The organism is Glaciibacter sp. 2TAF33 (assembly GCF_052114945.1).
Classification (GTDB): Bacteria; Actinomycetota; Actinomycetes; order Actinomycetales; family Microbacteriaceae; genus Cryobacterium.
Genome location: NZ_JBFRFS010000013.1, coordinates 69,992 through 94,315 on the forward strand (window position 1 = coordinate 69,992; position 24,324 = coordinate 94,315).

Consider the following 24,324-nt stretch of genomic DNA (forward strand, 5'->3'; position numbering starts at 1 on the left):
TCAGTGAAATGGACATTCAGAACAAGCCGCTGGTACGGCGGGATTTTCTCCGAGGCGCACTCGTCGCAGCGGTCATGATCCCGCTGGGCGGCGCACTCACGTCGTGTGTGGGGGGTGGGTCGACCACGACCGGCCCGACCGGAGCCGTCACGGGCACGAACCCGTTCGGCATGGTGGAGAAGTCGACAGTGGACGCCGTGATCTTCAAGGGCGGCTACGGCATCGACTACGCGAAGTTCGCCGGCAAGCAGGTGGAGAGCCTGCAATCCGGGTCGACCGTCAAGGTCACCGCCCAGACCAACATCGCGCAGACCCTGCAGCCCCGCTTCGTGTCCGGCAACCCGCCTGACGTGATCGACAACAGTGGTGCGAACCTGATCGGCATCAACACCATCAGGGACCAGCTGGAAGACCTCACCACGGTGATCGAGGCCAAGAACTACGAGGGCAAGGTCATCAAAGACACCCTGTATCCCGGCGTCGTCGAGCCGGGAACGTTCGACGGCAAGTTCGTGCAGCTGAACTACGTGCTGACCGTCTACGCGATGTGGTACTCGGCAGCCCTGTTCGAGCAGAACGGCTGGACCGTGCCGAAGACCTGGGACGAGATGTACGACCTCGGCGGCAAGGCGAAGGCGGCAGGGAAATACCTCCTCGGCTGGGGCAAGGAGGCGGCCACCTACTACCAGACCATGGCGATCGGGTCGGCGATCAAGGAGGGCGGCGACGATGTGCGCCTCGCCCTGGATAACCTCAAGCCGGGCTGCTGGTCGCTGCAGCCGGTGCAGGACGTCTTCACCGGGCTGAAAAAGATCATCGACGCCGGGTACATGAAGCCAGGTGGTGCCGGAACGCAATTCACCGCAGCCCAGGCGCAGTGGAGCAACACCGAAGACTTCATCCTCTACCCGTCAGGGGGCTGGATCGAGAACGAGATGAAGACCCAGACCAAGGAGGGCTTCAAGATGACCGGGGCACCGGAGCCGACGGTGACCAGCGGCTCGAAGTTCCCGTGGGAGGCGCTGCACAGCACGGCCGGGGAAGGTTACATCGTTCCGTCCAAGGGCAAGAACGTCGCCGGGGGCAAGGAGTTCCTGCGCGCCATGCTCTCCCACGATGCGGCGGTCAACTTTGCCAAGTCCACCTTCTCCTCGACCATCGTCAAGGACACCATCCCGGCAGACGGGTTCGGATCCACGGCGCTGGTCTCACAGGTCAAGATGCTGGAGGCGGCGGGATCGAACATCTTCTCCTGGAATTTCGTCGACCTCTACGGGATGAACGTGGACCAGCTGGTGGTCTGGAACACCTTCCTCCAGGGCGGCTCCGACGTGGCCACCCTGACGTCCGGCCTGCAGGCCATCACCGACAAGGTCGCGAACGACTCGTCAATTAAGAAGGTCACCGTTAAGTGACCGTCGTCAACGCGCAGGTCGCACAGCCGGGTGGCGGTAAGACTACCGCCGCCCGGCGATGGACCCGCAAAGACCTGACGTTCGACAAGATCAGTTTCATGCTGGTCTGCCTCGTGCTGCCGGTCGTCGTCTACATCATTTTCGTCGTCTCCCCGTTCGTGCAGGCGGCCTACTACTCGCTGACGGACTGGTCAGGGTTCACGTCGGGGATGAACTTCATCGGCGTGGCCAACTACGTGAAGCTGTTCCAGGACGAAACCTTCCTCAAGTCGATGGGCAACAGCGTCACGCTCGCGATCGTGTTGCCCATCGTCACCCTCGCAGTCGCCCTCATCTTCGCCACCCTGGTCACCATCGGCGGTCCGAGCCAGGGCGCCATTCGCGGCCTCCGCAACGCCGGTTTCTACCGCGTCATCTCCTTCTTCCCCTACGTCATCCCGGCGATCGTGATCGGCCTGATCTGGGCGCAGGTGTACGACCCGAACATCGGCATCCTGAACGGGTTGCTGACCGCCGTCGGACTCGACCAGTTCGATTCGTTCGCCTGGCTGGGCAACATCGGTTCCGCGATGCCGTCGGTGATGTTCGTCATCGTCTGGAGCCTGATCGGCTTCTACATGGTGCTGTTCATCGCCGCCATCAAGGGGATTCCCGCCGAGATCTACGAGGCGGCGAGGATCGACGGCGCCGGTCGACTGCGTACCGCGTTGACCATCACGATCCCGCTCATCCGTGACAACATCCAGACCGCGTACATCTACATGGGCATCCTGGCCCTCGACGCCTTCGTCTACATGGCGGCGCTCGAGTCGGGCGGCGGTCCCTCCAACTCCACCCTGGTGATGTCCCAGCAGCTGTTCACTACGGCCTTCACGAAAGGGCAGTTCGGGTACGCCTGCGCCATGGGCGTCGTCCTCGCGCTGGTCACGCTCCTCTTCGCCGGCGTGGTCTTCCTGGTGAACAAGATCACCGGCGGAAGTAATGAAGTGGCCGAATGACACACACAACCATTGACACCAGCACCGTCGATCGCCGGGGCGCGGCCGACCCGGCAACGGCCAACAAGCTGACCTCGACGCCGGGCGACAAGATCGTCGGCGGGCTTTCGCACACCGTCCTCACCATCTGGTCGATCGTCGTGATCCTGCCCATGCTGTGGGTCCTGCTGTCGTCATTCAAGACGACGACGGAGATCTTCGCCTCACCGTTCGCGCTGCCGAAACAGTGGAACTTCAACAACTACGTGAATGCGTGGACGACATCCGGCATCGGGAGCTTCTTCTTCAACACGATCATCGTCGTCTTCGGCGCGCTCGTCCTCACCATGCTGTTCGGTTCCATGTCGGCCTACGTGCTGGCCCGCTTCCAGTTTCCGGGAAGCCGGGCAATCTACTACCTGATGCTCGCCGGCCTGACCTTCCCGATCTTCCTCGCCATCGTTCCGCTGTTCTTCGTGCTGCAGAGCACGGGGCTGCTGAACACCCTCCCGGGGCTGATCATCACCTACACGGCGTTCGCGTTCCCGTTCACCGTGTTCTTCCTGTTCTCCTTCTTCAAGTCCCTGTCGAATTCGATCGCCGAGGCGGCCGCGATCGACGGCGCGGGCGAATGGCGCACGTTCTTCCAGGTGATGTTGCCGATGGCCCGGCCCGGGCTCGCGACAGTGGCGATCCTGAACTTCGTCGGGCTGTGGAACCAATTCCTGCTGCCCATCGCCCTCAACACGAACCCCGATAACTACGTCCTGACCCAGGGGATGGCCCAGTTCGCGGCGCAGGCTGGGTATTCAGTCGACGCCGGCGCGCTGTTCGCGGCCGTCGTCATCACGGTCATTCCGGTGCTGATCGTCTATCTCATCTTCCAGCGCCAGCTTCAGGGATCCGTCTCGCAGGGCACCAACAAGTAACCGGCCAGTCCGCGCACCCGCGGTCGGAGCGGGGGACGTCGACCGGTAAACTGGACGGAAGACAGACTGACCGACAACGCCGGGAGGCCCCGTGGCCCTTTTCCTCCTCGCGTTCGGCCTCCTCTCACTCCTCACCCCGGTTCTCACTCGTGCACTGTCCACGCGTGTCTTCTACCTGGTGGCACTGCTCCCGGCCGCGGCCTTCATCTACACGCTGACCCAGACGAAGGCGGTCACGGCCGGCGGCGCGGTGACCGAGAGCACCCCGTGGATTCCCCAGCTCGGAGTCGTGCTCGCCTTCCGGGTGGACACCCTGGCCTGGGTGCTCGCCCTCGTCGTCACCGGCGTCGGCGCGCTGGTCCTGCTCTACTGCGCCCGCTACTTTCGCGCCGACGAGCCGGGCCTGGGCCGGTTCGCCGGTTGCCTGCTGGCCTTCGCCGGCACCATGTACGGGCTGGTGACCGCCGACGACATCGTGGTGATGTTCATGTTCTGGGAGGTCACGAGCGTGCTGTCGTACCTCCTCATCGGTCACTACACCGACCGGCGGGAGAGCCGCGGCGCCGCCCTGCAGGCCCTGATCGTGACCACCTTCGGCGGTCTGGTCATGCTGGTGGGCGTCGTGATGATCTCGGCCGCCGCCGGCACCACCTCGCTGGCCGCGATCGTCGCGAATCCTCCACCCGGCGCCCTGGCCGGCTGGGCAGTGGTCCTGATCCTGGTCGGCGCGATGTCGAAGTCGGCGCTGATCCCGTTCCACTTCTGGCTGCCTGCGGCCATGGCCGCCCCCACGCCGGTGAGCGCGTATCTCCACGCCGCCGCCATGGTGAAGGCCGGCATCTACCTGGTCGCGCGCCTCGCCCCCGGCTTCGCCGACAGCCCGGGCTGGATGCCGATCCTCCTCACCTTCGGTATCTGGACCATGCTGGTGGGGGCGTGGCGAGCGCTTCGGCAATACGACCTCAAACTGGTGCTGGCCTACGGGACCGTCAGCCAGCTCGGGTTCCTGATGATCGTCGTCGGCTTCGGCACCCGGGACGCGGCGCTCGCCGGGGTGGCCCTGCTCCTCGCCCACGCCCTGTACAAAGCGGCCCTGTTCCTGGTCGTGGGCATCATCGACCAGCGCACCGGAACCCGGGACTGGCGGCAACTGTCCGGCATCGGCCGCCGGGAACCCCTGCTCGCGACGATCGCCCTGGTCTCGGTCGCTTCGATGGCCGGGATCCCGCCGCTGTTCGGGTTCGTCGCCAAGGAAGCCGTCTTCACCTCGTTCATCTCCTCCATCGCGTCCGGTGCCGACTCCGGCTGGGGCTGGTTCGCCCTGGCCGGCACGGCACTCGGCTCCATCCTGACCGTCGCATACAGCGCACGGTTCTTCTGGGGCGCCTTCGCCCGGAAGCGCGACACCGCCGACACCACGCTCGCCCCCAGCCGCTGGGACTTCCAGCTGGCGCCGGCGATCCTGGCCGTCGGCACCCTGGTGCTCGGCCCGCTGGCCTGGCTCGCCGACCCGTTCCTGGCCCCGTATGCCGACACCGTTCCCGGCGGCGGCGACGCCCACCTGGCGCTCTGGCACGGTTTTGAGCCGGCGCTCGCGATCACCGTCGTCGTGTTGGTCATCGGCGCGGCGCTGTTCTGGTTCCGGGTGCGTGTGGCCCGGCTGCAGGACGCCGTGCCGCCGTACATCGATGCCGGGCTCGGCTACGGCCAGGCGGTGCGGGCCGTGAGCCGGGCGGCGGCGCAGGTCACCCATTTCATGCAACGCGGAGGCCTGCCGCAGTATCTCGCAACCATTCTCGTCGTCTTCGTCCTCGCCCTCGGCTTCGCGGCATCCGTCAACCGGACCTGGCCGGACGCCGTCGTCTGGTGGGACTACCCGGGGCAGGTGATCATCGCTCTGATCATGGGAATCGCGGCGGTCATGGCGGCCCGAGTGGGTCAACGGATGACGGCGGTGCTGCTGGCGGGTGTGACCGGCTACGGCCTGGTCGCGTTGTTCGCGTTCCACGGCGCCCCGGACCTGGCCCTCACGCAGGCGCTGGTGGAGACAATGACCCTGGTGGTGTTCGTGCTGGTGCTGCGTCGCCTTCCACCGGCGATCGCCCAGCACAACCGGCCGGTTCACCGTCGACGGCGCGCGGTCATCGGGACCCTGGTCGGCGTAACGATGGGAACCATCGGGGTGATCGCCCTCGGCGCACGGCAGGCCCAGAGCATCTCCGCGGAACTCCCGCGGCTGGCCGTCGAGGAGGCCCACGGCACCAACATCGTCAACGTCATGCTCGTTGACATTCGAGCCTGGGACACGATGGGGGAGATCTCGGTCCTCATCGTTGTCGCCACCGGTGTAGCGAGCCTGCTCTTCGTCCACGGCCGCAACCCGGACATGCCGAGGCTGAAGGACCACCGCACGCTTCGTTCCCGGCTGAACCGTCGTCAGGTCGTTGAGGACCCCGCCGCGTCGAACGAGGGCGACGACGTCACCCGCCAGTCCTGGTTGCTGGCCGGCCGTACCATTTCGGCGAAGAACCGGTCGATCCTGATCGAGGTGCTGGTGCGGTTGTTGTTCCATCCGGCGATCATCGTCTCGATCTTCCTGCTGTTCGCCGGCCACAACGCCCCCGGCGGCGGGTTCGCCGGCGGGCTGCTGGCGGGGCTCGCCCTGGTCGCCCGGTACCTGGCCGGGGGCCGGTATGAACTCGGCGAGGCCGCCCCGATCGACCCCGGCAAGATCCTGGGCCTCGGCATCGTCCTCGCTGTCGGCATGGCCGTGGCGTCGTTGTTCTTGGGTGAGGCCCCGCTCACGTCCGCATACTTCTCGGCCGACGTGCCGGTGTTCGGCGCCGTCTCGTTCGGCACCTCCAGCATCTTCGACATCGGCGTCTACCTGGTGGTGGTGGGCCTCGCCCTCGACATCCTCCGCAGCCTCGGCAGTGAGGTCGACCGCCAGAGCGAAGAAGCAGACACCGCTGGACTGCAGACCTGGCAGGTGTCCAGGTGAGCGCCTCGCTGACCCTGGTCATCCTGATGGCGGTGCTGTACGCGGCGGGCGTCTACGTGATGCTGGAGCGGAGCCTCACCCGGGTGCTGATCGGATTCCTGCTGGTGGGCAACGCCACCAACCTGTTGATCTTCATCATGAGCGGCCGGCCCGGCAGTTCGCCCATCGTCACCGGCACGGCGGCCGACCAGTCGATGGTCGACCCGATGCCGCAGGTGCTCATGCTCACCGCGATCGTCATCAACTTCGGCATCACCGCGTTGCTGCTGGCGCTCGTCTACCGGTCCTGGTGGCTCGCACAGCTCGGCGATGAGGGCGACGTGGTGACCGACGAGCACGCGGAGGAGACCACCGCGAGCACCGAGGACACGTTCCGGTCGTCCACCGAAGACGAGGCCGCCATCCAGGCCGCCCTCGACGCCAGCGACGAGGAGTTCGGGCCGCAGGTCACCCAGCCGGCTTCCGGTGGAGTGAAAACAGAACTCGGACAGGACGAGCCTCGATGAACGCCCTGGTACCCCTCGTCGTCGCCATCCCGCTGCTCGGGGCGGCGGTCACGCTCGCGCTCGGCCGGCGCCGTCGCCAGCAGATCGCGGTCAGCGTCTTCGCGCTCACCGCGGTCGCCGTCATCAGCGCTGTGCTGCTGCTCCTGGTCGACCGGGACGGGCCGGCGGTCGTGCACGTCGGCGGCTGGCAGGCTCCCTGGGGAATCGTGCTGGTGGTGGACCGGCTCTCGGCGATCATGCTGCTCGTCTCCGCGCTCATGCTCCTCGGGGTGCTGATCTTCGCCGTCGGCCAGGGCATCATCGACGGTGACCGGGAAACCCCGGTGTCGATCTTCCACCCCACATACCTGGTACTGGCGGCCGGGTTGTTCGATGCGTTCGTCGCCGGCGACCTGTTCAACCTGTACGTCGGCTTCGAGATGCTCCTCTCGGCCAGCTACGTGCTGTTGACGCTCGGGGGCACGGGCGCACGCATCCGGGCCGGCATCACCTACATCGTGGTCAGCCTGATGGCGTCTTTGCTCTTCCTCAGCGCCGTCGCGCTCTTGTACGGGGCGACGGGGACTGTGACCATGGCGCTGCTGTCGGATCGCATCGCCGACCTCCCGCCGGACGTGCAGCTCATCCTCGGCCTGCTCCTGTTGCTCGCCTTCTGCGTCAAGGCAGCGGTTTTCCCGCTCTCATTCTGGCTGCCGGACTCGTACCCCACCGCGCCAGCCCCGGTCACCGCCGTGTTCGCCGGCCTGCTCACCAAGGTGGGCATCTACGCGATCATCCGCACCCAGACCCTGCTGTTCCCCGACAGCCGGCTGTCGGTGCCCCTGCTGGTCGCGGCGTTGCTGACCCTGACGATCGGGATCTTCGGCGCCCTCGCGCAAGCCGATATCAAACGGTTGCTCTCCTTCACCCTGGTCAGCCACATCGGTTACATGATCTTCGGTATCGCACTGGGAACCCCGGCGGCACTGGGGGCGACCATCTACTACGTCATCCATCACATCACCGTGCAAACGACACTGTTCCTGGCCGCCGGGCTGATTGAGCGCATCGGCGGCACGACGTCACTCAGCCGGCTCGGCGGACTGCTGAAGGCAGCGCCGCTGGTCGCGGTGCTGTTCTTCATCGGCGCTCTCAATCTCGGGGGGATCCCCCCGTTCTCCGGTTTCATCGGCAAGGTGGCGTTGTTCCAAGCCGGGGTCGCCGCCGACGATCCGCTGGTCTGGGTGTTGATCGCGGCGGGAGCCGCGACTTCGCTCCTCACCCTCTACGCCCTCGCCCGGGCCTGGAACATGGCATTCTGGCGCTCCCGGACCGAGGCGCGGGACTACGAGTCGCCGATGTTCGACGCCCTGCAGGAAGACCCGCACGACGAGGGCACGGTGAAGACCAGGACCGTCTCGCCGTTGATGACGACCGCCACCGCGGCCATGCTGGCCCTCACCGTGTGCCTCACGGTGTTCGCCGGTCCGCTGTTCGAACTCACCTCCCGGGCCGCCGCCGACATCGAGGCACCGTCGACGTACATCGACGCCGTCTTCCCGAACGGGGCGCCATGATCAGCAAGCCCGCCGTCCGGAGGGAACACCTCGCCGCGCTCGTCAACCAGTTGCCGTTGTTCCTCGGGCTGGTCCTGCTCTGGATGCTGCTCTGGGGGCGGTTCAGCTGGATCAACCTGGTCACCGGCATCGTCCTGGCCGCCATCGTCTCGGTGGGTTTCTACCTGCCCGCCGTGCAGATGAGCGGGCGTCTGAACCTCTGGCGGCTCGCCGTGTACTTCGTCAAACTGGTCTGGGACATCGCCCACGCCTCGATCCAGGTCGCCGGCCTGGCGCTCTTGCCTCGCTACCGTGCGAGCAACGCCATCATCGCCGTGCACCTGCGCACCCGCAGTGACCTCATCCTGACGTGGACGGCGGTCTCCACATCGATCGTGCCCGGCTCCATCGTCGTCGATATCGACCGCATAGACTCCACCCTTTACCTGCACGTACTGAACATGGCCGACCTGGTGGAGACCGAGCGGTTCCGGCAATCGGTGCTCGCCACCGAAGGCCGGCTGGTGCGTGCGATCGGCTCGAGCGAAGACGTCGAACGGCTGCGCCGGATCAACGCCGAAGAGAATGGCGCCGCGGGCAGCGGCGCCGATCCGCACGGCGCCGGCGGGCAACGCGACGGAGGAGGCGCCCCATGACAGTACCGATGACCATTGTCGCCGTCGTCGCCGGCATCCTGTTCGGGGCCGGGGCCGTCTGCGCGGTGTACCGCATGGTGCGCGGCCCGAGCGTGCTCGACCGCGTGATCGCCTCCGACGTGCTCGTGGCCACCGTGATGTGCGCACTCGGGGCCGACATGGCGTTCCGCCACCACACCGACACGTTGCCTGTGCTGCTGGTGCTGGCCCTGTTCGCGGTGCTCGGGTCGCTCAGCGTCGCCCGATTCCTGCCCCGTCAGGACAGCGCATGAGCGACGTCGTGCGGGATATCGCCACCGCTGTCCTGGTGCTCGCCGGGGCCGTGATGTGCTTGGCCGCCGGGGTGGGCCTCATCCGCTTTCCCGACGTGCTCTCCCGGCTGCACGCGGCGACCAAGCCGCAGATATTCGGCCTGATGGTGATCTGCGCCGACGTGGCGCTGAACAACTTCAGCCTCGGCACGCTCACCCTGGTGGTCGCGATCGTCGCGTTCCAGGCCCTGACCGCTCCGATGGCCGCGCACCTGGTGGCGCGGGCCGCCTACGACACCCACCACCTGCGCACCGACATCCTCGTGGTCGACGAACTCGCCAGGACCAGGCGGCGCTGAGCCGGCCGGCAAGCGGACCCGGCGCGCCGATTCGGTTACACTGGACGCGTCGCAACTGGCGTAGCACGAAGATGGGTCACCATCGGGGAGCGACTGACACGATTGGTGGCCGCGCGCCTGGGCCACGACATCCACTGATATGTCTAAGGGAGACGCCCGTGTCCGCTACGTCCACTTTCAACGAGCCGCTTGAGACCGTTGACCCCGAGATCGCCGCCGTCCTGGAGCAGGAACTCGGCCGGCAGCGCGATTACCTCGAGATGATCGCCAGCGAGAATTTCGTGCCGCGTGCCGTCTTGCAGTCGCAGGGTTCTGTGCTCACCAACAAGTACGCAGAGGGTTACCCCGGCCGTCGCTATTACGGCGGATGCGAGTACGTCGACATCGCCGAGCAGCTCGCGATCGATCGCGCCAAGGCCCTGTTCGGTGCCGAATACGCCAACGTCCAGCCGCACTCTGGGGCCACAGCCAATGCCGCTGTGCTCTCCGCGATCGCCACCCCCGGTGACACCATCCTCGGCCTTGAGCTCGCCCACGGCGGGCACCTCACCCACGGAATGAAGCTCAACTTCTCCGGCAAGCTCTACAACCCGGTCGCCTACGGGGTCGACCCCGACAGCTTCCGCGTGGACATGGACGTGGTCCGCGACAAGGCCATCGAGCACAAGCCCGCCGTCATCATCGCCGGCTGGTCCGCCTACCCGCGGCACCTCGACTTCGCCGCCTTCCGCGCGATCGCCGACGAGGTCGGCGCCAAGCTCTGGGTCGACATGGCGCACTTCGCCGGACTCGTTGCCGCCGGCCTGCACCCGTCACCGGTGCCGTACGCCGATGTCGTGTCCAGCACGGTGCACAAGACGCTCGCCGGTCCCCGTTCCGGCTTCATCCTCTCCCGCGACATGCAGCTGGCGAAGAAGCTCAACTCGAACGTGTTCCCCGGCCAGCAGGGCGGCCCGCTGATGCACGTCATCGCCGCCAAGGCCACGGCGTTCAAACTCGCCGGAACCGAGGAATTCAAGGACCGTCAGGAACGCACCCTGCGTGGTGCAAGCATCCTCGCCGCACGCCTGACCGCCGACGACTCGAAAGCCGGCGGTGTTGACGTGCTCACCGGCGGTACCGATGTGCACCTGGTGCTCGCCGACCTCCGCAACTCGCCGATCAACGGCCAGGAGGCCGAGGACGCGCTGCACGAGGTGGGCATCACCGTGAACCGGAATGCCGTGCCGTTCGACCCGCGCCCGCCGATGGTCACCTCCGGCCTCCGCATCGGCACCCCGGCACTGGCCACCCGCGGCTTCGGCGACACCGAGTTCACCGAGGTCGCCGACGTGATCGCCGAGGCGCTGAAGCCCGACGCCGACATCGCGGGCCTCCGCGCCAGGGTAAAGACGCTCACCGAGGCATTCCCGCTGTACCCGGGGTTGGCCCAGTGACCGCTGTCGTCCTCGACGGCGTCGCGACCGCCTCGGCAATCAAGGCCGAGCTGGCCGAACGGATCACCCGGTTGAAGTCCCGGGGCGTCGTGCCCGGCCTCGGCACCCTGCTGGTGGGTGACGATCCCGGTTCGCGCTCGTATGTCGCGGGCAAGCACCGTGATTGCGCCGAGGTCGGGATCGAATCGATCCGCATCGACCTGCCCGCCACCGCTTCGCCCGCCGACGTGCGCGCAGCCATCGTCGACCTGAACGCGGCGCCGGGTGTCACCGGCTACATCGTGCAGCTGCCGCTGCCGGCCGGGCACGACGAGAACGCCATGCTCGAATTGATCGACCCGGACAAGGACGCCGACGGGCTGCACCCGATGAACCTCGGCCGTCTCGTCCTCGGGATCGAAGGCGAACTGCGCTCACCGCTGCCGTGCACGCCGGCCGGTATCGTCGAGTTGCTGCGCCGCTACGACGTGCCGATCATCGGCCGGAACGTGGTGGTGGTCGGCCGCGGTCTCACCGTCGGCCGCCCCCTCGGGCTGCTGTTCACCCGCCGCGGACTCGATGCCACGGTCACCCTCGCGCATTCCCGCACCGTCGACCTTGCCGCCGAGGTGCGCCGTGCGGACATCGTGGTCGCGGCGGTCGGCGTGCCGCACCTGATCCGGCCGGACTGGGTGAAGCCCGGCGCCGCGGTGCTCGACGTGGGCATCACCCGGGTCGAGGACCTGGAAACCGGTAAGGGGAAGCTGACCGGCGACGTGCACCCCGACGTCGCATCCGTTGCCGGCCACCTCTCACCGAACCCGCGCGGGGTGGGCCCGATGACGCGGGCGATGCTGCTCGGCAACGTGGTCAAGGCGGCCGAGCTGCGCCTCACGGCGTAAGAACACCCCTCCGGTGGCGGGCATCCCGTGGCGCGGGAGGCGGCCGGAGGTCAGGCCAGCGCTGCCCGGTGCAGCGCCGAGTGACCGAGGTAGGCCTTGGCATTGTGACGGATGCCGGCAACCTCGTCGTCGCTCAGCTCGCGTCGCACCTTGGCTGGCACTCCGGCCACGAGCGAACCGGGTGGGACGATCGTGCCCTCGAGCACCACGGCGCCGGCGGCCACGAGCGATCCGGTTCCGATGACGGCGCCGTTCATGACGGTGGCCGCCATGCCGACCAGGACGTTGTCCTCGATGGTGCAGCCGTGGAGCACGGCCCCGTGGCCGACCGACACGCCGGCGCCGAGGATGAGCGGGTAGCCGCGGTCGACGTGGCAGGAGACGTTGTCCTGCAGGTTCGAGCCGGCGCCGATAACGATCGGCTCCTGCTCGGCGCGGAGCACCGAGTTGTACCAGACGCTTGCGTTCTCGCCGAGGGTGACGTTGCCCACCAGCACCGCGCCCGGCGCGACGAACGCGGACTCAGCGACCTGCGGGGCGGGGACTTCGGGAAGGCTGATGAGGCGGGCGTCGGCAGTCATTCCGCCAGCCTACCGGGGCCGGTCAGTATGCTGTCGGCATGGTGAACAAGGCTCATCCCGCCGTCGACCGGGTCCGCATGACGCTGGCAGCGCGCGGGGTGACCGGCGACATCCGCTGGCTTGACGATGCGGCTACGACCGCGCAGGCCGCCGCGGACGCCCTCGACATCGAGGTCGGCGCCATCGCGAACTCGCTGGTGTTCACGCTCGACGATGCGCCGCTGCTCGTGCTCACGTCCGGCGCCCACCGGGTGGATACCGACTGGCTGGGGCAGCAGCTCGGCGGTACGATCGGCCGGGCGTCGCGGGACGCGGTGAAGGATGCGACGGGCCAGGTGATCGGCGGGGTGGCACCGGTAGGGCATCCGTCACCGCTGCGCACCCTGGTCGACGTGGCGCTGGCTGGCTACCCGGTGGTCTGGGCCGCCGCCGGGCACGCGCACACCGTGTTCCCGACCAGTTTCGACGAACTACTGCGGATCACCGGGGGAGAAGCGGTCAGGGTCGAGCCCTGACCGTGCCGGGTGTTGGCAGCTCCTGACAACCTCACGCGCCCCCGTTGGTTTGATCGTCCATAGTGCGCCACAGGTACGGAACCTAGGCTCACGCATACTGCACCTCACAGGCTTCATCGAAGAACGACTGAAGGATGATCAATGCGCGCACGATTCGTACTCCCCGCACTCGCCGCGGCGGCGGCTCTCCTGCTCACCGGCTGCGTCGACAACTCGGCGAGCAGCAGCGGCAGCAGCGCCCCGAAGGAGTCGGCCGGAGCGGTGACGACGGATGCCGCGGCGGCCGCCCTGCTTCCGAAGAAGGTCGCCGACTCCGGCAAGCTGGTCATCGGCACAAGCCCCAACTACGCCCCGAACGAATACAAGGACGACGCCGGGACCCCCATCGGCTGGGGCATCGAACTCGCCGACGCGGTCGCAGCCAAGCTCGGGCTGAAGGCGGAATTCACCGTCGCTCGGTTCGAGAACATCATCCCCGGGATCACCGGCGGCAAGATCGACGTGGGCGAGTCCTCGTTCACCGACAACGTCGAGCGCGAGAAGCAGGTCGACTTCGTCAACTACTACACCGCAGGCATCATGTGGGCGTCCGGCGCCGACAAGACCGTCGACCCCGACAACGCGTGCGGGTTGAAGGTCGCCGTGCAGGCCACGACGTATGAGGACACCGACGAGGTTCCGGCCAAGAGCGACGCCTGTGTCGCCGCCGGCAAGCCCGCGATCGAGAAGATGCCGTTCGACACCCAGGATGCCGCCGCGAACGCGGTCGCTCTCGGCCAGGCCGACGCGTTCAGCGCCGACTCACCGGTCACGCTGTACGGGATCTCACAGTTGAAGGGCAAGCTGAAGGCCGCCGGCAAGTCCTTCGATGTCTCGCCGTACGGCCTCGCCGTGGCGAAGGACAGCGGCATGGCCGAGGCCGTGCAGGCCGCCATGCAGTCCATGGTGGACGACGGCTCATACGGCAAGATCCTCGACAAGTGGGGCGTCGCCGACGGCGGGCTGGACGCCATCACCATCAACGCTGCAGCGAAGGGCTAGGCGCAGGACCCTCGCCCGGGCGAGCGGATGCGACGGTTCAGGCCGGGACGGCGCCTGCGCCGTCTGCGGCGTGCACCGTGAACAGGTTCGGCGCGGCGTAGCCGGCGGCAGCGAAAGCGGCCAGCACCGCGGCGGTGACAGCGGGCACCAGCGCCTGCGGGGTGAGCGCGATCGCGGCCCCGCCGAAACCGCCGCCGGTCATCCGCGCCCCGATGGCACCGGCCTCGCGAGCCGTGGCGACGGCGAGGTCGAGCTCGGCAACAGAGATCTCGAAGTCGTCCCGCATCGAGACGTGTGAGGCGTCCAGGAGCGCGCCGATCGCGATGGGACCCTTCTCGCGCAGTGTGCGCACCGTGTCGAGGACCCGCTGGTCCTCGGTGACGACGTGCCGCACCCGCCGGAAGGTCTCGTCGTCGAGGAGTTCGCGGGCCCGGTCCAGGTCGCCCACCCCGACGTCCCGCAGGGACGTGGCGCCGAGCATTGCAGCGCCAGCCTCGCAGGAGGCCCGACGGGCGGCATACCCGCCGGTGGCGTGGGAGTGGCTCACCCGGGTGTCGATGATGAGCAGCTCCAGGCCGGCAGCCTGGAACCCGAGCGGCACGATCTCTGAATCGAGGCTCCGGCAGTCAAGGAACACCGCGGCATCCGCTTGGCCGAGGAGCGATGCCGACTGGTCCATGCTGCCCGTCGGCGCGCCGACCGCGCGGTTCTCGGCCAGCTGGCCCACCCGCGCCAGCGTGCGCCGGTCGAGGCCGAGCCGCCACAGGTCGTTCAGCGCCACGGCGACGGCGCTCTCGATCGCCGCCGACGACGACAGGCCGGCGCCGATCGGCACGTCGGAGTCGATGAACGCCTCGAAGCCCACCGCGACCTTGAGGTCGGCGCCGAACCGGCCGAGCGCCCACGCCACGCCGAGCGGATACGCCGACCAGCCGTGCAGGTTCTCCGGGATGAGCTCGTCCAGGGAGATCTCGATGGCCTCTTCTGCGAACGAGCTGGCGATCCGGACCAGCCGGTCCTCCCGCAGCCGCATGCCCACCACTGTGCGGCGGTCGATGGCGAACGGCAGCACGTAACCGTCGTTGTAGTCGGTGTGCTCGCCGATCAGGTTGACCCGTCCCGGCGCCGACCAGAAGCCCGCCGGCGTATGGTTGAACCGGGTCTGGAAGCAGCCATCGACGCTGTCGAGCAGGTCCGCCGGCCGGTCGAACGAGGGTGATGCGGTCATTCCTGCTCCTCCTTCGCGGCACGCTCGACGGCGGCCCGGATCGTCGCGGCGGCCTGCTCCGGCGTGACGTCGCCGATCCAGGCGCCCATGGCAGCCTCAGACCCGGCGAGGTACTTGAGCTTGTTCTCGGCCCGGCGCGGGCTGGTCACCTGCAGCATCAAGCGGATGTCGTCACGGTGAACGTTCACCGGCGCCTGGTGCCAGGCGGCGATGTACGGGGTCGGCGTGTCGTAGATCGCGTCGATGCCGCGTAGCAGCCGCCGGTACAGCACGGCAAGTTCGTCGCGTTCGCCGAGCGTCGTGGCGGCGAAGTCGGGGATCTGCCGGTGGGGCAGCATGTGCACCTCGATCGGCCAGCGGGCGGCGAACGGTACGAACGCGCTCCAGTGCTCGCCGCGCAGGATCAGCCGGTCGCCGGCCTGCTCACTGGCGAGGATGTCTGCGAACAGGCCCGGCCCGTAGCTCTCGACCGAGTCGACCAGCCGGGCGGTGCGCGGCGTGACATAGGGGTAGGCGTAGATCTGGCCGTGCGGATGCCGCAGGGTCACGCCAATCGCCTCGCCCCGGTTCTCGAACGGGAACACCTGCTCGATCCCGGCCAGCAGCGACAGCTCGTGAGTGCGGTGCGCCCACGCCTCGATCACGGTGCGGGCCCGGGTCAGCGAGAGGCTGGCGAAGGAGCCTTCGTGCTCCGGGCTGAAGCAGACCACTTCACAGCGGCCCACCGAGGTACGGGAACGACCGAGCCCGATGGTGGCCAGGTCGGCCAGGCCGTCCGGGGCATCCGGGGCGGTGAGCAGCGGGCCGAAGGACGGCGACTTGTTCTCGAACACGGCCACGTCGTAGTTGCTGGGGATCTCCGACGGGTTGCCGGGCGTCGACGGGGCGAGCGGGTCTTCCGAGGCCGGCGGCAGGAAGACCCGGTTCTGCCGGGCTGCCGCAATCGACACCCACTCCCCGGTGAGCGCGTCCTGGCGCATGTCGGCGGTCTCCGGCCGGGCGTCGAGGTCGCGGGTGTCCGCCGCGCGCCCCGGCGGCAGCGTGGTGCCGGGGTCGTCGAAGTAGATGAGCTCTCGGCCGTCGGCGAGTGTCTGCCGCTGCGTGGAGATTCGGGAGTCGGCGACGAAGCCGGAAGGTGCACTGTCCATAGCAGTCACCACGATAGCCGATTTGCAGATACGAAACCATTGCCTTGCGGATTGAAAATTGAACGCAACTAAGCGAAGATGGGCGGATGGAGACATCGCCGCCCCGCGAGCTGCTGCCGGCCCGGCTGCGGCGCTCGCAGATCCGCCTGCTGCTCGAGGAGCGCGGGTTCGTCCGGGTCGGCGAGTTGCGCGGCGCCTTCGGGATCTCGGGCGTCACGGCCCGGGCGGACCTCGACGCCCTCGTCGGCGAGGGGATCGCGCAGCGGGTGCACGGTGGCGCGGTGCCGGTGGCGCGAGCTGTCGGAGATGCCCGCCCGGAACGCGAGCCGTCCTTCGAGGAGTCGCTGGCGGCATCCGTGCTGCCGAAGCAGCAGATCGGCCGAGCGGCGGCGGCCCTCGTCAGCAGCGGCCAGAGCGTGATCCTCGACGTCGGCACGACCACTTTGTCGGTCGCCCGTGCGCTCGTGGCCCGCGCCGACCTCACCGATGTCGTGGTCATCACGAACGGCCTCAGCATCGCCCTCGAACTCGAGCCGGCCATCCCGCGCTTCACCGTGATCGTCACCGGCGGGTCGCTGAGGCCGCTGCAGCACTCCCTCGTGGACCCGCTCGCCGACTCGGTGCTGGGCCAGGTCCACGCCGACCTCGCCTTCATCGGCTGCAACGGGGTCGACGCGGTGCACGGCGTGACCAACATCAACCTCCCGGAGGCCGCCGTCAAGGCGCGGATGCTCGGCTCCGCCGCACGCGCGGTGGTGGTCGCCGACGCCTCGAAACTCGGCCAGGCGCACCTCGGCCGGGTGGGTTCGCTCGGCGCATTCGACACCCTGGTGACAGATGCCACGGCCGATCCCGCCACGCTCGCCACGTTGCGCGAGGCCGGCCTGACGATCCTGCAGCCGGACGACGGGCACCACCTCAAGCGGGAGGCCTGACGGCACTGGTCGCGGGGCCGGCCGCCGCGACACCGGTGGACCGGTGGCCAGTCCGGCATAGGGTGGGGGCATGCGCGCGCCAACCGGAACCCAGCACGAGCTCACCCTGGCCACCCCGAGCGGCCAGGCGAGCGCCACCATCACCGAAGTCGGCGCCGGGCTGCGGTCATATTCCATTGGCGGCATTGAGTTGGTGGAGTCCTTTCCCGCCGACTCGACGCCGCCGAAGGGCGCCGGGATCGTGCTGGTGCCGTGGCCGAACCGCATTCGCGATGGTCGCTGGAGCTACGGCGGCGCGGTGCAGCAGCTGGCGCTGACCGAGCCGGCCAAGGGCAACGCCAGCCACGGGCTCCTGCGGCACTTCCCCTATCGGGAGGCGGCACGTACCGCGGGCTCGGTCACGCTCGAGGCTCCCGTGTTCCCGCAGCCCGGCTACCCGTTCCAGCTGGACACCAGCGTCGCCTATTCGCTCACGGCCGACGGCCTCGACGTCACCCACCGGCTGCGGAACCTGGGGCCGACGGATGCCCCGGTCGCGGTCGGTGCCCACCCCTACCTCCGTATCGGCGACGTCCCGTCCGGCGACCTGCTGCTGACCGTTGCCGCGAGCACCCACATCGACGTCGACGAGCGGATGAACGCCGTCGGGGAGTCGAGCGTCGACGGCACCCCGCTCGATCTCCGCGGCGGGCGTCGGGTCGGCGAGCTAGACCTCGACGACGGATTCGGCGGGACCCAGCCGGGCGTGACGGTGGAGCATTCCCTGGCCGCACCGGACGGCCGGAGGCTGATCCTGTGGGGTGACGAGCAGATGCGTTACGTCCAGGTGTTCACCCCGCGCGCCTTCCCCGGCACCGGCGGCCCACACCAGGCCGTCGCGATCGAGCCGATGACCGCGCCGGCCGACGCGTTCAACTCGGGGAAGGGCCTGAGGTGGCTGGCACCGGACACCGAGTGGACGGTGCGCTGGGGCATCCGTCACACCGGGTTCGGCGTTTAGCCCGGAGGCCGAGATGCCGACCGAGACCCGCACAAACATTCCCGTCCCGACGACGCTCGGCGAGCCCGACGCCGTCCGACTGGCCGCGCTCGCGCGGATGAAGCGGCTGGCCACCGGCCTGCTGGTGCTGATGGCGATCGTCTTCGCTGTCGCGTTCGTCCTGCAAGAGCGGTTCCCGGCGCTGCAGTATGTGCGGGCCGCAGCGGAGGGCGGGATGGTGGGCGCACTGGCCGACTGGTTCGCCGTGACCGCGCTCTTCCGTTATCCGCTGGGTCTCCGTATCCCGCACACGAACATCATCGCCAGCCGCAAGAACGAGATCGGGGCCAGTCTGGGCGAGTTCGTGGAGGAGAATTTCCTCTCTGAATCCGTGGTGCGCGGCAAACTGGAGTCGATCGGGATTTCCAGCCGGCTGGGCGCCTGGCTGGCCGACGCCGAGAACGCCAGGCGGTTGACCGATGAACTCGCGGTCGCCGGCCGGGGGATGCTCGACCTGCTCGACGACGACGACATCAAGGACCTGATCGAGTCCGTCGCCCGGGAACACCTGGTGGAACCGGAGTGGGGGCCGAGTATCGGCCGGGTCGGCGAACGCCTGGTGGCCGCCGGCCAGCACACTGCTGCCGTCGACCTGCTGCTCGACACCGCAGAATCGTGGCTCGTCGCCCACCCGGAGGCGTTCGGCCGTGCCGTCTCGGCGCGGCTTCCCGGCTGGCTGCCCGAATTCGTCGACAAGATGGTCGACGACCGGGCGCTGCGTGAGGTCGTGGGGTTCGTGGGGGCCGTCCGCGTCGACCCGGAGCATCCGCTGCGCCAGGCGCTCGACCGCTACCTGGCCGAACTGACCCACGACCTGCAATGGGACGCCGTGACGATCGCCCGGGCCGAGATACTCAAGGTGGAGATGCTCGACAGCCCGCGGTTGCGCGAGTTCGCCGGGGAGACCTGGGACTCGGTGAAGGACACGCTCGGGGAGGCACTCGGGGACCCGCAGAGCGCGACGCGTGACGGCATCCGCTCAACGGTGATGGACGTGGGCACCCGGCTGGCCGGCGACCCGGAGCTGGGGGCGAAGATCGACCGCTGGATCGCGGACACCCTCAGCTACGTGGTCACCAGCTACCGGCACCAGATCGCCGGCGTGATCACCGAGACGGTCGAGCGCTGGGACCCCGCAGAGACCGCAGCGAAGATCGAGCTGCAGGTCGGCAAGGACCTCCAATTCATCCGGATCAACGGCACGGTGGTCGGCGCTCTCGCCGGCGTCGCCATCTTCACGGTGGCGCAGGGTTTGCTCGTGCTCACCCGCTGACCGTAGTGCGGGTATCCCGGGATCAGGCAGCGGATGCCCCGGCTCAGTTCTCCCGCGCCCACAACTGGAGCCAGAGCAGCAGCTTCGTCTCCGGGTCGTCCAGGCGCAGGCCGAAGAGGGGTTCGATCCGCGACAACCGGTACCGGACCGTGTTGGCGTGCAGGCCGAGCCGGCTCGCGGTCTCGATGGCGTTCATGCCGCAGTCCAGCCAGGCCAGGAGCGTCTGGGCGAAGGCGGTGTTGCGTCGTTCGTCATGGTCGCTGATCAATGTCGCGGCGTCGCCCGGCAGCAGGCCGGTCGCACGGAGCGCATCGGCGATCTGCCGCAATTTCAGGCGCGGACCCAGTGACTGCTGGTCGGCGACGATGTCGTCGGAGTCCGACTGCACCCGGCCGTCTTCGGCGTCACGCAGCACGGCCGACAGCACGGCTTCGGCCTCCGCGCGCGACGTCGCCGTCGTGTGGATGGCCGTCTCGGTGCCGAAGCCGGCAAAGATCGGCCGCGCCAGAACCCGGCGGGTGTGGTGCGCGATCCGGAGCACGGCCTCACGCTGGAACGCCGGGCTGGAAGCCGCGCCCTGCGGCAGCACCACGTACACGATGTTGTCGGCGATCCCGCACACCGCCGCGGGCAGCCAGAGCGCGGAGGCGCTCCTGACCGTGTCGAACAGCCGGAGGCCGGCCTGCAGCGCGTCGGGCGCGTTGTCGGCGGGACCGTGAGCCGTGACCGCGACGACGCGCACCGTGTCGGCGGCGATGCCGAGCTGCACGGCGGCCAGTTCGGCCCGGTCCGGCTCGAACAATAACGGCCGGACCAGGGCCAGCTGGCGCGCGCGGTCCGCATCGTGGTGAGTGCGGCGATGCAGGAGGTGAAGCGCAGCGACGTTGGCAGCCTCGGCGAGTACGCGTTCGGCATCCGTGCCGGTGTCGTGGTCCGTGTCGATCAGCCAGAGCGAGCCGAGCACCACACTGCCGGCGCGAATCGCGACGGCCCGGCGGGTGAACGAATGCGCGGCTGGCGCGACGCTGACCACCCCGGCCGCGGAGTGCACCCGGCGGTAGTCGATGTCGTTCTGCTCGGTGTGGGGGACATGCAGCTGCAGGATCGAACTGCGACGGGTGTCGTCGATCGGCTGGCCGGGAAGCGTCGAATAGGCCAGCAGGGTCTGGTCGACGTCGGCGATGGCGACCGCGCCCCCCGCGAGCGACGCGACGGTGTTGGCCAACTCGAACAGGTCGCCGGGGCGGATGTCGACCAGGGTGCCCCTGCTCGCGCCATACGGGACGACGGCGGCGTCGATGAACTCGGAGAGCTGGTTCCACGGCACGGTGTCGGATGCGCGGAACAGGCCGATCCCGGCCGCTCTGGCCGCCGCTCGAAGGCCGTCATCCGATGCGCCATGCGCCTTGTAGACCAGGGCCAGATAGCCCGCGTCGGCGATGTCCTGGATCCGTGAGGCCACGCCGGGGTCCGCTGGAACCAGGCCGATGGCCAGGGCGATGGCTCCCGGGAACGCCGGCGGGGGAGCCGCGGGATCCAGCAGCGCGGCGCCGGCCACGCCCGGGTGCAGCGCACCGCCCGGTTGCAGCGCACCGCCCGGCTCGACCAGGACGGCGACGTCCGCACCGACGGCCAGGCTCACCTCGGCAACGGTCGGCAGGTGGAACGCCACGGGGTCGGGGACCGGTTGGTACGTCGTCACAGTTCTGGCCGCCTCGCTTCGTCTTTTCGTCCATAGAGCAACGGACGGCTTCGATTCTAGGCTCAGCACGAAACCACCGACCCGTGAAAGGCGTTCCGTGAAGCTCAGCGACATCAGGCAGCTCGTCCAGGTCAGGGTCCCGGAGTTGTCGAGGAAGCGTCGCGTGCTGGCCGGCGCCTACAACGTCGCCGAATACCGGGCAGCCGCCCGGCGCGTGCTGCCCGCCGGCATTTTCGACTACCTCGAGGGGGGCGCGGAGGATGAGACGACCCTCGGCCGTAACCGTGCTGCCTTCGACCGGTGGGGCTTCATGCCCGGGTTCGGCGCGGTCACCCTGCCCGACGCCGCGACCAGCATCCTGGGGCGGCCGAGCGCCCTCCCGTTCACGCTCACCCCCACCGGCGCCACCCGGCTGTTCCATCCGGAAGGCGAGTTGGCGGTGGCGCGGGCCGCGGCATCCGCTGGCCTGCCATACGCCCTCGCCGGCCTCAGCACCGTCGCGATGGAAGACGTCGCGGCGCAGTCGCCCAGCCTCGACCGCTGGTTCAACGTGGGCCTGTCGCCCGACAAGGGTGCGCTCAGCGCCAAACTCGACCGGGTCGCGGCCGCCGGCTACCGGGCGATCATCGTGGGCCTGGACACCCGCGCGCTCGGGACGCGCGAGCGGGACAGCAAGAACGGGTTCACCGCCCCGCCGGCACTCACCCTCGCCTCCCTCCTGGGCATCGCGGCGCGGCCGGCTTGGTGGATCGACTTCCTCGCGGCCGACGGCATCCGCTTTCCGAACCTCGAGCCGGCAGGCGCCGACCCGTCGATGGTGACCCCGTCGATGTGGGAGCAGATCCTGGGTCACTCGGAGTCCAGCCAGGGCTGGGACGATATCGAGGCCCTTCGAGCGATGTGGCCGGGCAAAATCGTCCTGAAGGGCACGGTCAACCCGGAAGACGTGGGCCGGGCGGCGAGCCTCGGGATCGACGCGGTGCAACTGAGCAACCACGGCGGCCGCCAGCTCGACCGGATGCTGAGCCCGCTGGACACACTGCAGGAGGCCCGACAGCGCGCCGGCGACAGCGTCGAGCTGATCGTGGACTCCGGCATTCGCCGGGGGAGCGACATCGTCACCGCGCTCGCGCTCGGCGCCGACGCCTGCTCGATCGGGCGCGCCTACTTGTACGGCCTGGTCGCGGCCGGCGCGCCGGGGGTGAGCCGGGTGATCGAGATCCTCGCCGACGAACTCGTGCGCACCATGACCCTGGTCGGCGTCTCCTCGGTCGCCGAGCTGAGGGCGCGCGGCACCGAGGTGGTGCGCGATCTGCGGGTCGTCGGCGGCGCCGGTGTGCCGGTGCGAGCGGATGCTTCGCTGAAACGGGTTGACGCCTGACCGGTTGGGCGTAACGTGTGCTGCGAGAGTGCCAACGCAGGCACTACGACGGAAGGAAGGCAGCAGATGACCGACCCGGAGATCGACCAGCCGCCGCTGGGAGTGCCAGATGACCCGCACACCGAGGACCCGACGGCGCCGCCGACGGAATTCCCGGGCATCACGACCGATCCCGATGGCACGCCGAAGGAGAATCCGTCCGGTTAGGAGGGGCGGGATCATGAACGGACCCGATACCGAAACTCGGGGTCGCATCGCCGAGTGGGCCGACGAAACCCTGCCTGACGCGTCGGATGATACGGCTGAGGGCTGGCTCGACGAGGTCCTCGGCGTCATCGCTGACGCCATCGCCTCCGACGAGGAGGACGACGACCTGTTCGGCGGGGAACTCGACCAGGACGCAGCCGCCGGTATCCTCGCCGCTGCGGAGTCGTGGGCATCCGTCGTCTCGTACGCCGTGGGCCGGGTCTACGCGCCCACCAGCCCATGGCCCCGGCGACTCGCAGGGTGGGCCACGAAGATCAGTGCGAGGCTCAACACCATCCTCGCCGCCCTGCACGCCGCGATGAGCGCCGCTGTCACGACGCTCTCGGCGACATTCGGAATCACGTCGTACTCGATCGGGCTCAGCTTCCCCTGGGGCGTGTCCGTGAGCCTGAACTTCTGAGCGGATGTTGTTGCAAGGGTGGGCCCCGTCGGGCTCGAACCGACGACCCAAGGATTAAAAGTCCTTTGCTCTACCAACTGAGCTAGAGGCCCGCGGTTAATAATCTAGCGTGGATGACATGGCTGACGAATTCCACAAGCCCACCCAGTTCTCCGGAAGCAGGTTCGAGGCGTTCAAGGGTGGCGAAGATCCGGCTCACATCAGCCGGGTGGCACACGAGACCGCGCACGCACTGCTGGCGCGGGTGCGGAATGACCCCGACCCCGATGTGATCGAGCGCCTGGTTGCGTACACCGATGAGAACGGCATCGACGCGGTGGCCGAACTCTGGTCCCGGTCGACACCGAAGAGTCTCCCCGGCGCGCTCTGGCGCATCTACCTGCTGCGGCTGCTGATCCGGCAGGACCCCGACGGAATGGCGTTCCTGTACCAACGGGGCACGGAGGTCGCGGTGACGATCGACCCGGTCGTGGCCGGCGCATCGGTTCCCACCGGCCCGACCGAGATCATCGCGCTCGCCGACCAGATCCTGCGTGGGCTGTTCGCCGGCGACTTCGCCGTCGCCCTCGACCGGGCGGCCGCGTTCTGCCGGGTCACCGCGACCGGGTGCACGTCTGTCGCCGACGACCTGGACCTGACGGAGCCGGAACGCTCCAGCGAACTCACCACCCGTGCGCTGAGGTTCTCCACCACCGCGCAGGAATTCACGTCGTGCGCGAGGCTGTGGCGGCATGACTCACTCGACTGACCTGCCCGGTCGGCTGGCGCTGCTCACTCGACTGACCTGCCCGGTCGACTGGCGCTGCTCGGTCGGCTGGCGCTGCGGCATCCGCTCGCCACGGGCCGAACCGGGAGCTTCTGCGGGACA

General features: G+C 68.6%; 24 protein-coding genes, 1 tRNA gene and 1 riboswitch. Of the genes, 20 read left to right on the plus strand and 5 right to left on the minus strand.

The genetic code is table 11. From position 1 onward, the window contains the following. Nucleotides 1-8 precede the first annotated feature (8 nt). From ngcE to AB4Y94_RS14590, 11 genes are all read left to right on the plus strand, one after another. Complete coding sequence (gene ngcE / locus AB4Y94_RS14540) at nt 9-1,415, plus strand: N-acetylglucosamine/diacetylchitobiose ABC transporter substrate-binding protein (RefSeq protein WP_441728609.1); 1,407 nt, start codon at nt 9-11, stop codon at nt 1,413-1,415. Continuing rightward, a complete protein-coding gene (locus tag AB4Y94_RS14545; RefSeq protein WP_441728611.1) occupies nt 1,412-2,413 on the plus strand; it encodes a carbohydrate ABC transporter permease in 1,002 nt (333 codons plus the stop codon). Before ngcE ends, AB4Y94_RS14545 begins: the two co-directional genes overlap by 4 nt. Continuing rightward, the gene (locus AB4Y94_RS14550; protein WP_441728614.1) at nt 2,410-3,321 is read left to right on the plus strand and encodes a carbohydrate ABC transporter permease; all 912 of its coding nucleotides are present in this window, start codon (nt 2,410-2,412) and stop codon (nt 3,319-3,321) included. Before AB4Y94_RS14545 ends, AB4Y94_RS14550 begins: the two co-directional genes overlap by 4 nt. 91 nt (nt 3,322-3,412) lie before the next feature. Next, complete coding sequence (locus AB4Y94_RS14555) at nt 3,413-6,322, plus strand: Na+/H+ antiporter subunit A (RefSeq protein ID WP_441728615.1); 2,910 nt, start codon at nt 3,413-3,415, stop codon at nt 6,320-6,322. Further along, a complete protein-coding gene (locus AB4Y94_RS14560) occupies nt 6,319-6,828 on the plus strand; it encodes a sodium:proton antiporter (protein WP_441728616.1) in 510 nt (169 codons plus the stop codon). The genes AB4Y94_RS14555 and AB4Y94_RS14560 overlap by 4 nt, the downstream gene beginning before the upstream one ends. Next, a complete protein-coding gene (locus AB4Y94_RS14565; protein WP_441728617.1) occupies nt 6,825-8,384 on the plus strand; it encodes a Na+/H+ antiporter subunit D in 1,560 nt (519 codons plus the stop codon). The genes AB4Y94_RS14560 and AB4Y94_RS14565 overlap by 4 nt, the downstream gene beginning before the upstream one ends. Further along, nucleotides 8,381-9,019, plus strand: coding sequence for a Na+/H+ antiporter subunit E (locus AB4Y94_RS14570; protein ID WP_441728618.1), 639 nt, complete (start codon nt 8,381-8,383; stop codon nt 9,017-9,019). The genes AB4Y94_RS14565 and AB4Y94_RS14570 overlap by 4 nt, the downstream gene beginning before the upstream one ends. Continuing rightward, the gene (locus AB4Y94_RS14575) at nt 9,016-9,291 is read left to right on the plus strand and encodes a monovalent cation/H+ antiporter complex subunit F (RefSeq protein WP_441728619.1); all 276 of its coding nucleotides are present in this window, start codon (nt 9,016-9,018) and stop codon (nt 9,289-9,291) included. Before AB4Y94_RS14570 ends, AB4Y94_RS14575 begins: the two co-directional genes overlap by 4 nt. After that, nucleotides 9,288-9,629, plus strand: a complete 342-nt coding sequence (gene mnhG, locus AB4Y94_RS14580; protein ID WP_441728621.1) for a monovalent cation/H(+) antiporter subunit G — start codon at nt 9,288-9,290, stop codon at nt 9,627-9,629. The genes AB4Y94_RS14575 and mnhG overlap by 4 nt, the downstream gene beginning before the upstream one ends. Before the next feature lie 41 nt (nt 9,630-9,670). After that, nucleotides 9,671-9,759: riboswitch (ZMP/ZTP riboswitch) on the plus strand. 28 nt (nt 9,760-9,787) lie between these two features. Then, nucleotides 9,788-11,065: a serine hydroxymethyltransferase gene (glyA, locus tag AB4Y94_RS14585; RefSeq protein ID WP_441728623.1), complete on the plus strand. Its 1,278-nt coding sequence runs from the start codon at nt 9,788-9,790 to the stop codon at nt 11,063-11,065. After that, a complete protein-coding gene (locus tag AB4Y94_RS14590) occupies nt 11,062-11,946 on the plus strand; it encodes a bifunctional methylenetetrahydrofolate dehydrogenase/methenyltetrahydrofolate cyclohydrolase (protein ID WP_441728624.1) in 885 nt (294 codons plus the stop codon). Before glyA ends, AB4Y94_RS14590 begins: the two co-directional genes overlap by 4 nt. Before the next feature lie 50 nt (nt 11,947-11,996). On the opposite strand, the gene AB4Y94_RS14595 is transcribed toward AB4Y94_RS14590, so the two are convergent. Then, a complete protein-coding gene (locus tag AB4Y94_RS14595) occupies nt 11,997-12,527 on the minus strand; it encodes a gamma carbonic anhydrase family protein (RefSeq protein ID WP_441728626.1) in 531 nt (176 codons plus the stop codon). Between the two features lie 38 nt (nt 12,528-12,565). On the opposite strand from AB4Y94_RS14595, the gene AB4Y94_RS14600 reads away from it, so the two are divergent. Further along, entirely contained in the window at nt 12,566-13,042 is a 477-nt protein-coding gene (locus AB4Y94_RS14600; protein ID WP_441728627.1) for a YbaK/EbsC family protein, read from the plus strand. Nucleotides 13,043-13,183: 141 nt separating this feature from the next. Further along, a complete protein-coding gene (locus tag AB4Y94_RS14605) occupies nt 13,184-14,083 on the plus strand; it encodes an ABC transporter substrate-binding protein (RefSeq protein ID WP_441728629.1) in 900 nt (299 codons plus the stop codon). A 37-nt stretch (nt 14,084-14,120) separates the two neighbouring features. Here the strand turns inward: AB4Y94_RS14605 and galK are convergent, their stop codons facing one another. Both galK and galT read right to left on the minus strand, forming a co-directional pair. Continuing rightward, the gene (gene galK, locus AB4Y94_RS14610) at nt 14,121-15,311 is read right to left on the minus strand and encodes a galactokinase (protein ID WP_441728630.1); all 1,191 of its coding nucleotides are present in this window, start codon (nt 15,309-15,311) and stop codon (nt 14,121-14,123) included. Next, on the minus strand, nt 15,308-16,459 hold the full coding sequence (gene galT / locus AB4Y94_RS14615) for a galactose-1-phosphate uridylyltransferase (protein WP_441728631.1): 1,152 nt from the start codon (nt 16,457-16,459) through the stop codon (nt 15,308-15,310). The genes galK and galT overlap by 4 nt, the downstream gene beginning before the upstream one ends. Before the next feature lie 86 nt (nt 16,460-16,545). Here galT and AB4Y94_RS14620 point away from each other — a divergent pair, with 86 nt between their 5' ends. The 3 genes from AB4Y94_RS14620 to AB4Y94_RS14630 all read left to right on the plus strand — a co-directional run bounded on the left by AB4Y94_RS14620 (nt 16,546) and on the right by AB4Y94_RS14630 (nt 19,706). Further along, on the plus strand, nt 16,546-17,394 hold the full coding sequence (locus AB4Y94_RS14620) for a DeoR/GlpR family DNA-binding transcription regulator (RefSeq protein WP_441728632.1): 849 nt from the start codon (nt 16,546-16,548) through the stop codon (nt 17,392-17,394). Between the two features lie 70 nt (nt 17,395-17,464). Next, nucleotides 17,465-18,394 carry an aldose 1-epimerase family protein gene (locus AB4Y94_RS14625; protein ID WP_441728633.1) on the plus strand — a complete coding sequence of 310 codons (930 nt, stop codon included), beginning with the start codon at nt 17,465-17,467 and terminating at the stop codon, nt 18,392-18,394. Between the two features lie 13 nt (nt 18,395-18,407). After that, nucleotides 18,408-19,706 carry a DUF445 domain-containing protein gene (locus AB4Y94_RS14630; protein ID WP_441728634.1) on the plus strand — a complete coding sequence of 433 codons (1,299 nt, stop codon included), beginning with the start codon at nt 18,408-18,410 and terminating at the stop codon, nt 19,704-19,706. Nucleotides 19,707-19,749: 43 nt separating this feature from the next. Here the strand turns inward: AB4Y94_RS14630 and AB4Y94_RS14635 are convergent, their stop codons facing one another. Further along, a complete protein-coding gene (locus AB4Y94_RS14635; RefSeq protein ID WP_441728635.1) occupies nt 19,750-21,408 on the minus strand; it encodes a PucR family transcriptional regulator in 1,659 nt (552 codons plus the stop codon). Between the two features lie 97 nt (nt 21,409-21,505). Between AB4Y94_RS14635 and AB4Y94_RS14640 the strand changes: the two genes are divergently transcribed. From AB4Y94_RS14640 to AB4Y94_RS14650, 3 genes are all read left to right on the plus strand, one after another. After that, nucleotides 21,506-22,789: an alpha-hydroxy acid oxidase gene (locus AB4Y94_RS14640; RefSeq protein WP_441728637.1), complete on the plus strand. Its 1,284-nt coding sequence runs from the start codon at nt 21,506-21,508 to the stop codon at nt 22,787-22,789. A gap of 66 nt (nt 22,790-22,855) precedes the next feature. Further along, nucleotides 22,856-22,996, plus strand: a complete 141-nt coding sequence (locus tag AB4Y94_RS14645; protein ID WP_441728638.1) for a hypothetical protein — start codon at nt 22,856-22,858, stop codon at nt 22,994-22,996. A 13-nt stretch (nt 22,997-23,009) separates the two neighbouring features. After that, complete coding sequence (locus AB4Y94_RS14650) at nt 23,010-23,456, plus strand: hypothetical protein (RefSeq protein WP_441728639.1); 447 nt, start codon at nt 23,010-23,012, stop codon at nt 23,454-23,456. A 19-nt stretch (nt 23,457-23,475) separates the two neighbouring features. Here the strand turns inward: AB4Y94_RS14650 and AB4Y94_RS14655 are convergent. Next, nucleotides 23,476-23,548 (minus strand) — tRNA-Lys (locus tag AB4Y94_RS14655). Nucleotides 23,549-23,574: 26 nt separating this feature from the next. Here AB4Y94_RS14655 and AB4Y94_RS14660 point away from each other — a divergent pair. Beyond that, a complete protein-coding gene (locus AB4Y94_RS14660; protein ID WP_441728640.1) occupies nt 23,575-24,204 on the plus strand; it encodes a DNA-directed RNA polymerase subunit beta in 630 nt (209 codons plus the stop codon). Nucleotides 24,205-24,324: the final 120 nt, after the last annotated feature.

Bases quoted from the DNA above. Each gene is read 5' to 3' on its own strand.
- AB4Y94_RS14595 (WP_441728626.1), bottom strand. From the start codon at position 12,527: ATGACTGCCGACGCCCGCCTCATCAGCCTTCCCGAAGTCCCCGCCCCG.
- galT (WP_441728631.1), bottom strand. From the start codon at position 16,459: ATGGACAGTGCACCTTCCGGCTTCGTCGCCGACTCCCGAATCTCCACG.
- AB4Y94_RS14570 (WP_441728618.1), top strand. From the start codon at position 8,381: ATGATCAGCAAGCCCGCCGTCCGGAGGGAACACCTCGCCGCGCTCGTC.
- AB4Y94_RS14625 (WP_441728633.1), top strand. From the start codon at position 17,465: ATGCGCGCGCCAACCGGAACCCAGCACGAGCTCACCCTGGCCACCCCG.
- AB4Y94_RS14575 (WP_441728619.1), top strand. From the start codon at position 9,016: ATGACAGTACCGATGACCATTGTCGCCGTCGTCGCCGGCATCCTGTTC.
- AB4Y94_RS14650 (WP_441728639.1), top strand. From the start codon at position 23,010: ATGAACGGACCCGATACCGAAACTCGGGGTCGCATCGCCGAGTGGGCC.
- AB4Y94_RS14660 (WP_441728640.1), top strand. From the start codon at position 23,575: ATGGCTGACGAATTCCACAAGCCCACCCAGTTCTCCGGAAGCAGGTTC.
- AB4Y94_RS14550 (WP_441728614.1), top strand. From the start codon at position 2,410: ATGACACACACAACCATTGACACCAGCACCGTCGATCGCCGGGGCGCG.
- AB4Y94_RS14565 (WP_441728617.1), top strand. From the start codon at position 6,825: ATGAACGCCCTGGTACCCCTCGTCGTCGCCATCCCGCTGCTCGGGGCG.
- AB4Y94_RS14605 (WP_441728629.1), top strand. From the start codon at position 13,184: ATGCGCGCACGATTCGTACTCCCCGCACTCGCCGCGGCGGCGGCTCTC.
- ngcE (WP_441728609.1), top strand. From the start codon at position 9: ATGGACATTCAGAACAAGCCGCTGGTACGGCGGGATTTTCTCCGAGGC.
- AB4Y94_RS14645 (WP_441728638.1), top strand. From the start codon at position 22,856: ATGACCGACCCGGAGATCGACCAGCCGCCGCTGGGAGTGCCAGATGAC.
- galK (WP_441728630.1), bottom strand. From the start codon at position 15,311: ATGACCGCATCACCCTCGTTCGACCGGCCGGCGGACCTGCTCGACAGC.
- AB4Y94_RS14600 (WP_441728627.1), top strand. From the start codon at position 12,566: ATGGTGAACAAGGCTCATCCCGCCGTCGACCGGGTCCGCATGACGCTG.
- mnhG (WP_441728621.1), top strand. From the start codon at position 9,288: ATGAGCGACGTCGTGCGGGATATCGCCACCGCTGTCCTGGTGCTCGCC.
- AB4Y94_RS14630 (WP_441728634.1), top strand. From the start codon at position 18,408: ATGCCGACCGAGACCCGCACAAACATTCCCGTCCCGACGACGCTCGGC.
- AB4Y94_RS14620 (WP_441728632.1), top strand. From the start codon at position 16,546: ATGGAGACATCGCCGCCCCGCGAGCTGCTGCCGGCCCGGCTGCGGCGC.